Source organism: Pseudomonas arabinosi (genome assembly GCF_047758675.1).
Taxonomy (GTDB): domain Bacteria; phylum Pseudomonadota; class Gammaproteobacteria; order Pseudomonadales; family Pseudomonadaceae; genus Aquipseudomonas; species Aquipseudomonas arabinosi.
Genome location: NZ_CP180480.1, coordinates 1,321,300 through 1,335,075, shown reverse-complemented (window position 1 = coordinate 1,335,075; position 13,776 = coordinate 1,321,300). Strand labels below are relative to the sequence as shown.

The window sequence follows — 13,776 nt, the reverse complement described above, 5'->3', positions numbered from 1 at the left end:
CTCTTTGCTTAATTCATCCAGCCCTTGACCCAATCCATCACCGTTTCGCCGGAAACAGGGCTTTCGCCACCGCAAGCGGCACCGGGAGGCGGTTCGCTGCCGCGAATATACGGCATCTGCACGGCACCTGGGCAGTTGGCATCAGAGCCTTGTCCGGTACGCGAATCAACCCAGGCCTGAACAATGTTGTCTGGTTGCGGCATGTCCAGCGGCAGCGGATCGGCCTTGCGCATGAAACTGGTCCAGACCTGCAGCGCACCGGTGGCACCGGTGAACGGTGTCTTGCCATTGTCATCGCGACCCAGCCAGACCACAGCCAGCAGGTCCTGACTGAAACCGGCGAACCAGCTGTCCCGCGAATCGTTACTGGTACCGGTCTTGCCGGCCAGGGTCAGGGTTTTCGGCAACACGTTGTAAACCGAACTGCCGGTACCTTCACGCATGACCCGCTGCATGGCGCTCTGGATCAGGTAAATGGAGGCCGGATCGAAACGTTGCTGAATCTGAAACGGATAACGCTTGAGCGGTTCGCCTTCAGCGGTCAATACGCTACGGATCCCGCGCATCGGCGTATTGAAACCACCGTTGGCCAGGGTTTGGTACATGGTCGCCACTTCGATCGGGGTCAGACCGCCAGCACCCAGCAACATCGACGGGAAGGCCGGGAATTCACGACTCACACCGAGACGTGCCAGGGTCTTCAGGACATTCGGTACGCCCACCGCCAACCCGAGACGCGCGGTCGACAGGTTGTAGGAATGCGCCAACCCCTGATACAGAAATACGGTGCCATGGGAGCGGCGATCGTAGTTCTGCGGTTTCCAGACTTGACCGTCCGCGCCTTTGACCGAGAAGGAATCGTCCGACAGCCAACTGGTCAAGGTGTACTGGCTCGGCTTCTCAAGGGCTGTCAGATAAACCGCCGGTTTGATCAAAGAACCGATCGGTCGCACAGCATCCAGCGCACGGTTGAAGCCGGCAAAACCTGCCTGACGACTACCAATCATGGCCTGGACTTCACCGGTTTCCGGGTTGGTCACAACCATGGCCGCTTCAACCTCATCGGAACCCTTGCGCCCGGAGAGCCTCTTGAAGGTGTCGTTGACCGACGCCTCGGCTTTCATCTGCAGGATCGGGTCGAAACTTGTGAAAATCCGCAGACCTTCTTCGGTCAAGTCTTCGTCGCGATAGTCTTCACGCAGCTGACGCTTGACCAGATCGAGGAAGCCCGGGAACGAGCTGTCCGCCAACTTGCCGCGAGTGGTCACACCCAGTGGCATTTTCTTCGCCGCCTCAACCTGCTCGGCGGTGGCAACGCCTTGCTCCCCCAGAACATCGAGCACCAGATTGCGCCGCTCCAGCGCCCGCTCAGGGTTACGACGAGGGTTGTAATAGGACGGCCCCTTGACCATGCCCACCAGCATCGCGACTTGATGCAGCTTCAGTTCAGACAACGGCTGCCCGAAGAAAAACTGGCTTGCCAAGCCGAAACCGTGCACCGCGCGCTGCCCATCCTGACCGACGAACACTTCATTGAGGTAAGCCTCAAGAATTTCTCGTTTGTCGTAATGCAGCTCAAGCAACATCGCCATCATGGCTTCGGTGAGTTTACGGGTCAGGCTGCGTTCGCTGGTCAGGTAGAAGTTCTTGACCAATTGTTGCGTCAGCGTACTGCCGCCCTGGGTCATCTTGCCGCCCGAGGTGTTGACGTAGATGGCTCGGGCAATCGACTTGGGCGACACGCCCCAGTGGCTGTAGAAATCCCGGTCTTCCACAGCGACCAGTGTTTCGAGCAAATACGGCGGGACCTGATCAATTTTGATCAAAATGCGATCTTCGAGATTTTTCGGGTAAATCCCGCCAATCAGTAGCGGCTCCAACCGCACCACAGAGAGTTTCAAACCGTTGGTCGCCGATAGTTCGGCCACGTAGTCGCCAGAGAAACGCACCCGTACTGGTTGCGCTTGCTCCATGCCTTCATAGAACTGGAAGCCACGGGTATTCAAGTCGACAGTATTGCCGCTGACCGCCGCCGCGCCGGGTCCATTGCTCACGCTTTCGCGTCGATAGCCCAAGGCATCGAGTTCGGTCAGAAAATCGTCCTTGCTGAGCTTTTGTCCGACGAACAGCTCCAGCGGGCGCGCGTACACCTTGGCCGGAATGGTCCAGCGCTTGCCGGAGAACTTCTCCTGGACGATCGCGTCGAGGTAAACCGCGAACCCGGCCAGCACCACAAGGCCGACCAGACTGAGTTTAAGGGCCCAGCCCAGCCAGGGGCGCAGGCCCTTGGAAGGTGGTTTTTTGGGGGTGCGGGGGGATCGAGTACGAGTCATGGCGGCGGATTATACGCACTTTATTCATACTCAACAGGAGCCCTCCGAGGTTTGCGTCAGACGGACTTGCGGCCATAATGGCGGCCGTGAATTTTCCCCAGACTCTGAAGGATCGCCTGTGAGCCAGTCCCTGATCGCTGCCCTGCAAAACCCGGCCCTCTACCCGCATCCCGTAGACGGGTTCCAGGTCATCGAAACCCATATTTCCTGGGTAATCCTCACCGGCCCCTTTGCTTATAAAGTGAAGAAGCCCGTGAATTTCGGCTTCCTGGATTTCACCAACCTCGACGCCCGCAAGCATTTTTGCGGGGAAGAGCTGCGTCTTAACCAGCGCCTGACCAACGATTTGTACCTCGAAGTGTTGCCAATCACCGGCAGCGCCGAAGCACCACAACTGGGTGGCGAGGGTCCGGTCGTCGATTACGCACTGAAAATGCGTCAATTCCCACAGAGCCAACTGCTCAGCACGCTGCAAGCCAACGGCGAATTGACTACCGCGCACATCGACGAGATGGCCGCGCAGATTGCCCAATTCCACCTCAGCGCACCGAAAGTGCCTGCCGAACACGAAGCCGGCACGCCGGACAGCGTGATGGCGCCGGTACGTCAGAACTTCGAACAGATCCGCCCGTTCCTCAGCGACAAGGCCGATCTGCTGCAACTGGATGCGTTGCAAGCCTGGGCCGAAAGCAGCTTCGAACGCCTCAAGCCACTGTTCGCCCAACGCAAGGCAGAAGGTTTCATTCGTGAATGCCACGGTGACATCCACCTGGGCAACGCCACCGTGATCGACGGCAAGGTCGTGATCTTCGACTGCATCGAGTTCAACGAACCGTTCCGCTTCACCGACGTTTATGCCGACACCGGCTTCCTGGCGATGGACCTGGAAGACCGTGGCCTGAAGAGCCTGGCGCGCCGCTTCATCAGCCAGTACCTGGAACTGACCGGCGATTACCAGGGCCTGGAGTTGCTGAACTTCTATAAAGCCTACCGCGCACTGGTTCGCGCCAAGGTCAGCCTGTTCAGCATGCCGGCAGAGGCCGATCCTGTGCAGCGAGCCACCACCCTGCGTCAATACCGCAATTACGCCAACCTGGCGGAAAGCTACAGCACCATCCCTTCGCGCTTCATGGCCATCACCCACGGTGTTTCTGCCGTCGGCAAGAGCCGCGTGGCCATGCGCCTGGTGGAAGCGTTGGGCGCCATTCGCCTGCGTTCCGATGTAGAGCGCAAACGTCTGTTCGGCGAGCAAACCGTGCCAAACGACCCTCAGGCCGGCATCTATAGCGCCGACGCCAGCGCCGCCACTTACACCCACCTGCATGAAATTGCCGCGCTGATCCTGCGTGCTGGTTTCCCGGTGGTGATCGATGCGACGTACCTCAAGCGCGACCAGCGTGACGGCGCAGCAAAAATCGCCGAAGCCACCGGCGCGCCATTCCTGATCCTCGACTGCAATGCGCCGCAAGCGGTGATCGAGAGCTGGCTGGCCCTGCGTCAGGCAGACAAAAAGGACCCGTCCGACGCCAACCTGGCGGTTATCGAAGCCCAGCAAGCGACTCGCGAGGCTCTGACGCCAGCAGAGATTCTCTGCAGCAAACGCGTTCAGACCAATGAAAGCGGAACCCTCGACACAGTCGTTGCACAGATTCGCCAGCGCCTGCCGGGTCTGTAAGAAACTATTTCAGCCGTGAAGCCTTCGCCGGCTTCACGGCTGCCAAATAGTGGCACTATACTGGCGTCATAAAACCAACAGGTGATCTGACATGAGCCAGCCGAAACTTCTCGACACCCCGCTTTATGCGTTGCTGCACAAAGACGACATCACTGGCTTCAACAACGAGCGCCCAAAAGACGGACCTATCGACATGGTCGGTGGCGATTTCCGGGGTCTGGACCTGCGTGAACTGAACGCCGACGGCGTCGACTTTACCGATGCCTACTTCCGCTCCGCCGACTTGCGCGGCATCGACTTTCGCAATGCCTCCCTGGAAGGTGCAAGCCTTGCTCACGCACAGATCTCCGGCGCCTACTTCCCGCCAGAGCTGAGTGCTGACGAGATCCTGATGTCGATGAATTTCGGTACACGCCTGCGTTATCGCACCCGCTAATACCCGCATCTGACACGATCCCTGTGGGAGCGAGCTTGCTCGCGAAGGCGGTATGACATTCAACATTGATGTCGACTGACACTACGTCTTCGCGAGCAAGCTCGCTCCCACAGGGATTGTGTTGCCTGCCTCTCCTGCACTCGCAGACATTTCCTCTCTCTCCAGACATCTGCTTCTTAGAAGCTTTTGCGTCGAAACCGACCAAACAATCACGCTTTTCCTACTGATGGCTACACTCCTGAGAAGCTCGCCCACGCACCGTTCGGCCGTCGCAAGGAGGCTTGATGAATGATGAACTGCAGCACCTGAAGAATCTCGGTAAGACGTCGGCGCAGTGGCTGCATGCCGTGGGCATCCACAGCGCCTCGGACTTGCGTCGCCTGGGGGCGGTGGATGCTTATCGGGCCGTGCGCACGCGCGGGTTTCGGGCGTCCAAGGTGTTGTTATATGCCATCGAAGGTGCCCTGATGGATGTGCACTGGAACGACATTCCCGCCGAGCGCAAGGACGCCTTGAACAAACAGCTGGAAGCTATCTCGTCACGTCACAAGAACTGAACGGACGCAGCGACCATGTACCTACTTGGGGAACAACCGGCTTACGCCGACGCGCTGATCAACCGACTGCAACATATTCCCGTCCGGCTGCTGGAAGGTTTGATGCCCTGCGGACCGAGCCTGGAATTTTCAGCCGTCGATGATCTGGCCGTCCTGTTACCCGGCGATCAACTGTTTGTGCTGGACAATGGCCTGCTGCATGGATGCATCGACGATCGGGCATTGTTCTATTTGCACGAGGGAGATCTGGTCGGCTTGCGTCAGGGCATGGAACTGCCGCGCTGCCGCTTTCGCAGCGATAGCCCTTTGGCTCTGACGCCGTATCTGCGCACCGAGGTTTTTCAGCACATCTACGCCGACCCGGAGCGTTCGGAGTTGTTTCTTCAATACATGGCCGGTCAGTCCGCCCTGCTGTCCGACGCACTCGCCCGCCTGAAACAACCCGAATTTCGAAGCACAAATGGTTTTCAGCGCGTAGCCAGTGGCGAAGTGTTGATCCATCAGGGCGAAGACGCGGATCACGTATTCGTCATCATTGATGGCCACGCCGAAGCCTTTGTCGACGGGCATAAAGTCGGCGATGTACCCAAGGACGAGATTTTCGGCGCGATGGCGGTGTTCACCGGCGAGAAGCGTAACGCTAGCGTGATCACCAGCGAACCCAGCACTGTCATGCTGATCCCCAAGGATCAGTTTCTCAGCCTGACCCAAAACAATCCGAAGATCGCCCACAGTCTGATCGAGAGCATGGCCCGACGCATCGACCTGCTGAACAAGCAGATCATTCAGCTGAGCTCGCTCAACCGCACAGGCTGAAACCCAATGGTTACGGGCGTTTCCCACATACTAACAGCGCATTTCAAATAATTGAGGAATCAGCGGTTGACTTGGTAATGAGAATCGCTATGATTATCACAACTGGTCGCGAGACTGGTCGATATTTGAAAAGCCCTTGGTTCGGACTCTCAGATATCTCCTCATCAGGCTAATCACGGTTATTTGACCCGGCTCTTGCCGGGTCTTTTTTTGCCTGGAGAAAAGTCGTTCGATCACTTGCCAAACTGCTTACGCATTTGCGCGCAGTAATCCTGAGGCGGCGTGGCAGGTGTGTACCAGACGTAATCAGCCATGGCCGGTGTGACCTCGCTACCCTGCTCCGCCAGCATCAACACCACAGGCGCCTGGGGTTCTCCCAGATCAAGCACATGAATCGGCACGCCGACATCCTTGCGCGCATGGTAAGCGCCGGCAAACAGCAGTGAAGGCGTGGGTGCCGCCAACAAGCGCTCGGCCATCCGTCGGTCACGTTGCTGCTGGACCGCCAGCATTGCCGGCATCTGCGATTTCGGCAGCAGGCCACAGTGGGAGTCGCTGACTTGCATCAGCAACTCGTCTTTGACTGAAGCAGCGTTGGAGCGCGAACCGCTCAATGTCGGAGGGTTAGCGTAAACGGCACGGACTTCAAGCGTGTCCAGATTGGCTGCCAGCAGCGGGTATTGCTGGGTCAGGGCAAAACGAACGATCGGCCCGTACAGATTCCATTCCCAACCAGACTGCCAGGCCAATGCACTGGGCAAATCCGCCGATGGTGTCGAGGCGTGACGAACATCATCGACACGCGGCTGTTGATCTGGCGTGAGCATTTCCAGCAACAGACTGCCTTGAGCTCGCCGTTCGCCCAGCGACTGCAATAACCACAATTGCAGTTCATGGTGATCGCGATTGTCATGTTGCTCGCCCACGATCAGCCGTGAAGGCGTCTCCAACCGCGCAACCAGCTCCTCTGCCGTGAGGGCCTGACCACTGCGCAGGTCCCGGATCTCGCCGACAACCGGCGGCGGAGTCGAAACATGCTGACAGGCACTCAGCATCAGCAAGGCCAGCATCAAAATCCCACGCATGTTTTCACTCCATAAAAAACTCAGCGGGCGATGATCAGCGGATGCCCACGCTCCGGGTGTTGCTGCACCAGCACTTCCAGCCCGAACACGGCCTTCAGTGGTTCCGGGCGCAACACCTGCTCCGGTGTATCGAGCGCCACCGGACGCCCGCCTTCGAGCAGTAACAGGCGATCACAATAGCGCGCTGCCAGGTTCAGATCATGCAGGATCACCAGCACCGCCGCGCCGCGATTGGCGAACTCGCGTACGGCTTGCAACGTGGTGTGCTGATGAAGCGGGTCGAGCATCGACGTTGGCTCATCGAGCAACAATGTTTGCCCTGCTTCGCCCGGCCAGAGCTGCGCCAGAACCCGCGCCAGATGCACTCGCTGACGTTCGCCACCGGACAAGGCCAGATAGCTGCGGCCACTCAAATGCCCGGCATCGGCTGCGCGCAATGCGGCGGCAACTATTTCGTCATCGCGAACCCGGCCGCTTTGATGCGGCAAGCGGCCCATGCCGACCACTTCTTCGACACGAAAGGCGAAGTCCAGGGTCGAGACCTGCGGCAATACCGCCAAGCGCTGCGCTCGCGCCGTCCCCTTCCAATCGCTCAACTCGCGCTCGTCAAGCCAGACACTGCCGTGATCGGCATGCAACTCGCCGCACAAGGCGCCGAGCAAGGTGCTTTTACCGGCCCCGTTAGGTCCCAGCACACCGAGGACTTCGCCCGGCTTGAGCTCAAGCGTGATGTCCGTGAGGACAATCTTTGGGCCTCGACGGATTTGCAGATTTTGCGTTCGCAACATCAGGCACGCCCTCTGAGCAGTAAATACAGAAAGAACGGCGCACCGATGAAAGCCGTGACGATCCCGATCGGCAATTCGGCCGGCGCCAGGGCCAGTCGCGCCACCAGGTCGGCAAACAACAAAAGACTGGCCCCCGCCAGTACTGACGCTGGCAACAGCACACGATGATCAGGGCCCGCCAGCAATCGCACCAGATGCGGCACCACCAGGCCGACAAACCCGATCATCCCCGCCGCGGCCACCGCCGCACCGACACCCAACGCTGTGCAAAACACCAATTCGCGCTTGAGCCCTTCGACATCGATACCCAAGTGACCGGCCTCCGACTCACCCAGCAACAACGCATTCAAGGCTTTGGCCCGGCGCGGCAGCCACAACGCCACGCCGGCACTGATCAGCAGCAACGGCCAGAGCCGCGAATAGCTGGCGCCATTGAGGCTGCCCAGGTTCCAGAACGTCAGGGTGCGCAGCGTCGCGTCATCCGCCAGATAGGTGAACAGCCCCACAGCGGAGCCGGCCAGCGCAGTCAACGCAATACCGGCCAGCAGCATGGTCGCGACATTGGTCTGCCCGTTGCGCCGGCCCAGTCGATACACCAACGCCGTCACGCCAAGCCCGCCGAGAAATGCGCACAGCGATAACAGATAAGGCCCGAAGGATTCGGGCAGTCCGCCGAATACCGAGCCACCGACAATCGCAATCGCCGCGCCCAACGCCGCACCGCTGGAGACGCCGACCAGCCCCGGATCAGCCAGAGGATTTCGAAACAACCCCTGCATCGCCACGCCGGACAATGCCAACACCCCTCCCACGGCCAAACCCAACAAAGTTCGCGGTAAGCGAATCTGCCCGAGGATCAGTTCGGCCTGCTCCAGTCCGTCGGGCGCGATCGGTACACCCACCAGCCGCAGGGCCGCACGCAAGGTGTCGAACAGCGGCAAGCTTACCGGCCCAAGCGCCAACGACAGCCAGATGGCCAGCAAACACAGCAGGATCAGACCAATGAATAAAGCGCGGGGTTTAACCAGGATGGTCATTGGCCGGCCGAACCGGGGTAGAAAGCGTCAGACAGGTTTTTCAACGCATCGGGCAGCCGCGGCCCCAAGCCCCCTACCAATAAAGTCGGATCAAGCTCCATGACTCGCCCGTCCTTGGCCGCGCGGGTCGATGACAGGATCGGGTTCTCCTTGAACAACGCCGCACGGGCCGCATCGCCGGTCAGAGCACGATCGGCAAACACCAGCACCTCGGGATCCAGGCTGACCAGGGATTCGACAGAAAAGGGTTTGTAGCCGGTATGCGTGGCCAGATTGTGCCCGCCGGCCTGTTGCAGCAACCAATTGGCGGCGGTGTCCTTGCCAGCGATGAGCGGTTTGCCGCCCGCGTGGCCAAGCAACAACAGCACGCCCGGCGTTTTTTCCTTCAACTGTGCCCGAGTGACCCGGATCTTTTGTTGATCGAGTTGCTGTTGATAAGTCTGAAACACCTGCGAAGCCTGAACTTCAGCGCCGAGTAACTTGCCCAGATGCTGCAAATTGCCCTGCAAGGTTGGCAGATCCGGCTGGGCCGAGAACAGTTCGACCTGCACGCCTGCACTGCGAACCTGCGAAAGTACCGGTGGCGGTCCCATTTCCTCGGTGCCGACCAGTATCTGCGGGCGTAAGCTCAAAATACCCTCCGCTGACAGCTGCCGCTGATACCCGATGCTTGGTAATGCCTTGAGCGATTCCGGGTGCTGACTGGTGGTGTCGACACCGACCAGTTTCGATTCACCACCCAGCGCGCTGATCCATTCCGATAAAGCTCCACCGGCACTGACCCAACGTTGTGGCAACTCGGCCGCTGCGGCGTGGTGGCTGACGAGGAGTCCGACACAGAGCGCAGCAACGCGGGTACTCAAGCGCATAAACAGCTTCCTTTAAGGGTTTTCCCGGGCATCGAGATGACAGGCCAAGTATCCTCGGCATCTGGCACCTGAACCCGACAGGCAAGGCAGCCATTTGATAATTGTTTGCATTTGAACGTCAAGCTCGGACATATCCAGTCACGAGCCGCAGGACTTGAGGATAGACATGAAGTTTCTTTGTGCAGGCGTTGAGCTGGCCGATGCCAGCAGTCGCGGTTTCGACATCGATGGCCAGAAGCTCTTTGCCGTGCGCCGTGGCGGCCAGGTTTACGTCTACATCAATCGCTGCCCGCACCGTGGCGTGGGACTGGAATGGAAGCCCGACCAGTTTCTCGATCCCAGCAACAGCCTGATCCAGTGCGCGACCCACGGCGCACTGTTTTTGATCGAAGACGGGGAATGCGTCGCCGGCCCTTGCGCCGGGCAGTCCCTGACCACCGTCGCCTGTCGCGAAGACGAGCAAGGGATCTGGGTCAGTCTTTAACCGTTGAGCAACACGTCCAGGCGCCGATCGACCTGCATTTCCTCGTGGGTCAAGTGCACGCCATAGGCCAGCACCTCGACCCCGCACGACACCGCCTCACGCAAGGCTGCGGCGTAGGCCGAATCGATTTCTTCTGCCGGACGCACAGCGTCGATGCCGGTGAGATTGACGCAATACAACTGCACGGCACGAATTCCGTCCCGGGCCAAATGCGCCAATTCGCGCAAATGCTTGGCCCCGCGCTGGGTCACTGCATCGGGAAATGCCGCTACCGATGAGCCATCGAAGCCCAAAGTGACGCTTTTGACTTCCACGTAAGCCGGCCCGTTCGGGTAATCGAGGCGGAAATCGATGCGGCTGCTTTCCTGACCGTAGGCCACTTCGCGTTTCAGCTCAGTAAAGCCGTTCAATTCGGTGATGACACCGGCTCGCAGTGCCTCTTCGATCAATCCGTTGGCCCGTCCGGTGTTCACACAAAACAAGCGTCCCTGCGGGGTTTCGCCGATTTCCCAAGTGCCGGGCAACTTGCGCTTGGGGTCATTGGAACGGCTGAACCAGACTTGTCCGCCTTCAACCTGGCAATTAAGCATCGAACCGGTGTTCGGGCAGTGAATGGTCAGCAACTCGCCGTTAACGGTTTCGATATCGACGAGAAAACGCTTGTAACGACGAATCAAACGGCCTTCTTCGAGGGGAGGATGAAAACGCATCAGCCTTGCCAGCTCTTCAAGCCGCGCGCAATCCGCTCGACCGCTTCCTGTAGGCGCGGAAGACTTTGGGTGTAGGCAAACCGCACGTGGTGGCCAGCCTGATAACGACCGAAGTCCAGACCCGGAGTAATCGCCACGTGTTCGGTTTCGAGGAAATGTCGGCAGAACGCGAAGGCATCGCCGCCGAACTTGCTGATATCGGCATACAAGTAGAACGCGCCTTCAGGCTCGACGGCGATACCAAAGCCCAACTCTCGCAGGGCTGGCAGCAGGAAATCCCGACGACGGCCGAATTCGGCGCGACGCTCTTCGAGAATGGCAATGGTCGCGGGTTCGAAGCAGGCCAGAGCGGCGTGCTGAGCCATGCTCGGGGCGCTGATGTAGAGGTTCTGGGCGAGTTTTTCCAGCTCACCGACCGCCGCTTCAGGTGCCACCAGCCAACCAAGTCGCCATCCCGTCATGCCGAAATACTTGGAAAAACTATTCAGTACAAAGGCACTGTCATCGACTTCCAGCACGCTGGCCGCATCGGTCCCGTAAGTCAGACCGTGATAGATCTCGTCCACCACCAGATGACCGTGGCGCTCCTTGATCGCGGCAGACAGGCCCGCCAGCTCATCGCGGGTCAGGATCGTCCCGGTCGGGTTGGCGGGCGACGCCACCAGGGCGCCGACGCTGTCGTGATCCCAATGGCGGGCAATCAGGTCCGGCGTCAGTTGATAGCGCACGTCCGGACCTACAGGAACAAGCTGCGCCGCGCCTTCCACCAACCGCAAAAAGTGCCGGTTGCACGGGTATCCCGGGTCCGCCAGCAGCCAGTGTTTGCCCGGATCCACCAATAAGGCGCTGGCCAGCAGCAACGCACCGGAACCGCCAGGCGTGATGAGGATTCGCTGCGGATCGATGTTCAAACCGTAACGCTGCTGGTAAAAGCCGGAAATGGCCTCACGCAACTCGGGAATGCCGCGCGCGGCGGTGTAACGGGTCTTCCCCGCCGTCAATGCGGCCTGGCCGGCCTGAATGATCGGCTCGGCGGTGGTGAAGTCGGGTTCGCCGATTTCCAGGTGGATCACGTCGTGACCAGCGGCTTGCAGCTCATTGGCCCGCGCCAGCAGCGCCATGACATGGAAAGGTTCGATCGCGCGACTGCGGGCACTGTAGGACTGAGCCATTAGCCTTCCTTCAACGGGGAAAAAAACCAATTCTACCCAAGCGCAGGAACGAGCGAGAACCTAAAGCGGTCAGACCGATATAACGCTGGTCTCAAACGACTCAAGCGAGTGTCTCAGGTTTGACTAAAATCAATAATTGATCAGGCCTCCAGCACCGCCAGACAAGGCTTTGCAATCATTTGCAAGCACAACGGGCCACTACCTCGACATCCGGGAGTAGCGCGGTCCGATTTGATCTGGTAAGTTCGCCCGCTTGCAGCCGCAGGGCCGGCAGGTGTCGGTGATGGAGCAATCCTGCGCAATGGATTACAAGAGTAGAGGCGGTCCATTTCATGCCCACCCAAGCAAAGCAGCAAAACCAGTCGATCAGCGGTTTCGAACCCTACAAAGAAGTAAAGGGCGAGGAATACATGGGCAAGCCCATGCGCGCTCACTTCACCAAGATCCTGAATAAGTGGAAACAGGACTTGATGCAGGAAGTCGACCGTACGGTTGATCACATGAAAGACGAAGCGGCCAACTTCCCGGACCCGGCAGACCGTGCCAGCCAGGAAGAAGAATTCAGCCTCGAGCTGCGTGCCCGCGACCGCGAGCGCAAGCTGATCAAGAAGATCGACAAGACGCTGCAACTGATCGAAGACGAAGAATATGGCTGGTGCGAGTCCTGCGGCGTCGAAATCGGCGTCAAGCGACTGGAAGCCCGCCCTACCGCCGACATGTGCGTTGACTGCAAGACCCTGGCGGAAATCAAGGAAAAGCAAGTCGGCAAGTAATCTCGACTTGAACGAAAAACGGAGCGTGCGAACGCTCCGTTTTTGTTTCTGACATTCGCCTCGGCATAAAACCACAGGTAGTTGGTGCACGCCCATGCAAGTAATATCGCCCTTATGACTGCCATCGTCTCCTCCCCCTACATCGGACGCTTCGCCCCCACGCCCAGTGGACATCTGCATTTCGGTTCGCTGGTTGCAGCGCTGGCCTCGTACCTCGACGCGCGCTCGGTGGGTGGCCGTTGGCTGATGCGCATGGAAGATCTCGATCCGCCACGGGAAGAGCCCGGCGCTCAAGCGGCGATCCTTAAAGCCCTGGAAAGCTACGGTTTCGAGTGGGATGGCGAAATGGTCCGACAAAGTGACCGGCACGATGCCTACGCCGAAGTCCTCAATCGCCTGTTCAATCACGGCCTGGCCTACGCGTGCACCTGCTCACGCAAAACTCTTGCGCCCTATCACGGGATTTATCCTGGGCTGTGCCGCAACGCCGGCCATGGCACTGAAGACGCCGCGATTCGCCTGCGTGTCCCCGAGCTGGAATATCACTTCATCGACCGGGTGCAAGGCGAATACCGACAACACCTGGGCCGGGAGGTCGGCGATTTCGTGATCCGCCGCCGCGACGGGCTCTACGCCTATCAACTGGCGGTGGTGCTGGACGACGCCTGGCAAGGCATCACCGATATTGTCCGTGGCGCTGATCTGCTCGACTCCACACCGCGCCAGCTCTACCTGCAAGAACTGCTTGGCCTGCCGCAACCGCGCTATCTGCATATCCCGCTGATCACCCAGCCCGATGGCAACAAGCTCGGCAAGTCCTACCGTTCGCCGCCGCTGACCGAAGATCAGGCGACTCCCTTGTTGCTGCGTGCGTTGCGCGCACTGGGGCAGAATCCAGGTGCCGAACTGGCTTACGCCACCCCACGGGAAGTGTTGAACTGGGGCATCGCCCACTGGGATGCCGTGTTGATCCCGCGCACACTCAACCTGCCCGAAGCGCAACTACAGTGATCACACTTGCAGTGGCGCGCCCATCCGTTA

Annotated in this window: 14 protein-coding genes; 7 read left to right on the top strand and 7 right to left on the bottom strand. The window is 59.4% G+C overall.

The annotated features are described in order from the left end of the window. Nucleotides 1-8 precede the first annotated feature (8 nt). Nucleotides 9-2,333 (bottom strand): penicillin-binding protein 1B, encoded by a 2,325-nt coding sequence (gene mrcB / locus ACMXYJ_RS06120; protein ID WP_415759121.1) that lies wholly within the window; start codon nucleotides 2,331-2,333, stop codon nucleotides 9-11. A 118-nt stretch (nucleotides 2,334-2,451) separates the two neighbouring features. On the opposite strand from mrcB, the gene ACMXYJ_RS06115 reads away from it, so the two are divergent. From ACMXYJ_RS06115 to ACMXYJ_RS06100, 4 genes are all read left to right on the top strand, one after another. Next, entirely contained in the window at nucleotides 2,452-4,008 is a 1,557-nt protein-coding gene (locus ACMXYJ_RS06115; RefSeq protein WP_415759120.1) for an AAA family ATPase, read from the top strand. A gap of 91 nt (nucleotides 4,009-4,099) precedes the next feature. Next, nucleotides 4,100-4,444, top strand: coding sequence for a pentapeptide repeat-containing protein (locus ACMXYJ_RS06110; RefSeq protein WP_008015079.1), 345 nt, complete (start codon nucleotides 4,100-4,102; stop codon nucleotides 4,442-4,444). Between the two features lie 284 nt (nucleotides 4,445-4,728). Then, nucleotides 4,729-5,001, top strand: a complete 273-nt coding sequence (locus tag ACMXYJ_RS06105) for a TfoX/Sxy family protein (RefSeq protein ID WP_003228231.1) — start codon at nucleotides 4,729-4,731, stop codon at nucleotides 4,999-5,001. A gap of 15 nt (nucleotides 5,002-5,016) precedes the next feature. Further along, nucleotides 5,017-5,817, top strand: coding sequence for a Crp/Fnr family transcriptional regulator (locus tag ACMXYJ_RS06100; protein ID WP_415759119.1), 801 nt, complete (start codon nucleotides 5,017-5,019; stop codon nucleotides 5,815-5,817). 233 nt (nucleotides 5,818-6,050) lie between these two features. Here the strand turns inward: ACMXYJ_RS06100 and ACMXYJ_RS06095 are convergent, their stop codons facing one another. Genes ACMXYJ_RS06095 through ACMXYJ_RS06080 form a run of 4 tightly spaced genes read right to left on the bottom strand, consistent with a single transcriptional unit; the run spans nucleotide 6,051 to nucleotide 9,596 of the window. Beyond that, complete coding sequence (locus tag ACMXYJ_RS06095) at nucleotides 6,051-6,902, bottom strand: ChaN family lipoprotein (RefSeq protein WP_415759118.1); 852 nt, start codon at nucleotides 6,900-6,902, stop codon at nucleotides 6,051-6,053. Nucleotides 6,903-6,922: 20 nt separating this feature from the next. Continuing rightward, the gene (locus ACMXYJ_RS06090) at nucleotides 6,923-7,690 is read right to left on the bottom strand and encodes a heme ABC transporter ATP-binding protein (RefSeq protein ID WP_415759117.1); all 768 of its coding nucleotides are present in this window, start codon (nucleotides 7,688-7,690) and stop codon (nucleotides 6,923-6,925) included. Then, nucleotides 7,690-8,673, bottom strand: coding sequence for a FecCD family ABC transporter permease (locus tag ACMXYJ_RS06085; RefSeq protein WP_176471622.1), 984 nt, complete (start codon nucleotides 8,671-8,673; stop codon nucleotides 7,690-7,692). Before ACMXYJ_RS06085 ends, ACMXYJ_RS06090 begins: the two co-directional genes overlap by 1 nt. Before the next feature lie 50 nt (nucleotides 8,674-8,723). Then, nucleotides 8,724-9,596, bottom strand: coding sequence for a heme/hemin ABC transporter substrate-binding protein (locus tag ACMXYJ_RS06080; RefSeq protein ID WP_415759116.1), 873 nt, complete (start codon nucleotides 9,594-9,596; stop codon nucleotides 8,724-8,726). A 166-nt stretch (nucleotides 9,597-9,762) separates the two neighbouring features. Here ACMXYJ_RS06080 and ACMXYJ_RS06075 point away from each other — a divergent pair, with 166 nt between their 5' ends. After that, nucleotides 9,763-10,080 (top strand): Rieske (2Fe-2S) protein, encoded by a 318-nt coding sequence (locus tag ACMXYJ_RS06075; RefSeq protein WP_008153288.1) that lies wholly within the window; start codon nucleotides 9,763-9,765, stop codon nucleotides 10,078-10,080. Here ACMXYJ_RS06075 and sfsA read toward each other — a convergent pair. Both sfsA and ACMXYJ_RS06065 read right to left on the bottom strand, forming a co-directional pair. Then, nucleotides 10,077-10,790 carry a DNA/RNA nuclease SfsA gene (sfsA, locus tag ACMXYJ_RS06070; protein ID WP_415759115.1) on the bottom strand — a complete coding sequence of 238 codons (714 nt, stop codon included), beginning with the start codon at nucleotides 10,788-10,790 and terminating at the stop codon, nucleotides 10,077-10,079. The genes ACMXYJ_RS06075 and sfsA overlap by 4 nt on opposite strands. Then, a complete protein-coding gene (locus tag ACMXYJ_RS06065) occupies nucleotides 10,790-11,962 on the bottom strand; it encodes a pyridoxal phosphate-dependent aminotransferase (RefSeq protein ID WP_415759114.1) in 1,173 nt (390 codons plus the stop codon). The genes sfsA and ACMXYJ_RS06065 overlap by 1 nt, the downstream gene beginning before the upstream one ends. Before the next feature lie 332 nt (nucleotides 11,963-12,294). Between ACMXYJ_RS06065 and dksA the strand changes: the two genes are divergently transcribed. Together dksA and gluQRS are read left to right on the top strand one after the other, a co-directional pair. Beyond that, a complete protein-coding gene (gene dksA / locus ACMXYJ_RS06060; protein ID WP_007902025.1) occupies nucleotides 12,295-12,735 on the top strand; it encodes an RNA polymerase-binding protein DksA in 441 nt (146 codons plus the stop codon). 114 nt (nucleotides 12,736-12,849) lie between these two features. Continuing rightward, on the top strand, nucleotides 12,850-13,746 hold the full coding sequence (gluQRS, locus tag ACMXYJ_RS06055; protein WP_415759113.1) for a tRNA glutamyl-Q(34) synthetase GluQRS: 897 nt from the start codon (nucleotides 12,850-12,852) through the stop codon (nucleotides 13,744-13,746). The last annotated feature ends 30 nt before the right edge of the window (nucleotides 13,747-13,776 follow it).

What these genes read in the sequence shown, in the direction of transcription:
- mrcB (WP_415759121.1), bottom strand. Translation starts at nt 2,333, where the DNA reads ATGACTCGTACTCGATCCCCCCGCACCCCCAAAAAACCACCTTCCAAG.
- ACMXYJ_RS06110 (WP_008015079.1), top strand. Translation starts at nt 4,100, where the DNA reads ATGAGCCAGCCGAAACTTCTCGACACCCCGCTTTATGCGTTGCTGCAC.
- ACMXYJ_RS06105 (WP_003228231.1), top strand. Translation starts at nt 4,729, where the DNA reads ATGAATGATGAACTGCAGCACCTGAAGAATCTCGGTAAGACGTCGGCG.
- ACMXYJ_RS06100 (WP_415759119.1), top strand. Translation starts at nt 5,017, where the DNA reads ATGTACCTACTTGGGGAACAACCGGCTTACGCCGACGCGCTGATCAAC.
- ACMXYJ_RS06095 (WP_415759118.1), bottom strand. Translation starts at nt 6,902, where the DNA reads ATGCGTGGGATTTTGATGCTGGCCTTGCTGATGCTGAGTGCCTGTCAG.
- ACMXYJ_RS06090 (WP_415759117.1), bottom strand. Translation starts at nt 7,690, where the DNA reads ATGTTGCGAACGCAAAATCTGCAAATCCGTCGAGGCCCAAAGATTGTC.
- ACMXYJ_RS06080 (WP_415759116.1), bottom strand. Translation starts at nt 9,596, where the DNA reads ATGCGCTTGAGTACCCGCGTTGCTGCGCTCTGTGTCGGACTCCTCGTC.
- ACMXYJ_RS06075 (WP_008153288.1), top strand. Translation starts at nt 9,763, where the DNA reads ATGAAGTTTCTTTGTGCAGGCGTTGAGCTGGCCGATGCCAGCAGTCGC.
- sfsA (WP_415759115.1), bottom strand. Translation starts at nt 10,790, where the DNA reads ATGCGTTTTCATCCTCCCCTCGAAGAAGGCCGTTTGATTCGTCGTTAC.
- ACMXYJ_RS06065 (WP_415759114.1), bottom strand. Translation starts at nt 11,962, where the DNA reads ATGGCTCAGTCCTACAGTGCCCGCAGTCGCGCGATCGAACCTTTCCAT.
- dksA (WP_007902025.1), top strand. Translation starts at nt 12,295, where the DNA reads ATGCCCACCCAAGCAAAGCAGCAAAACCAGTCGATCAGCGGTTTCGAA.
- gluQRS (WP_415759113.1), top strand. Translation starts at nt 12,850, where the DNA reads ATGACTGCCATCGTCTCCTCCCCCTACATCGGACGCTTCGCCCCCACG.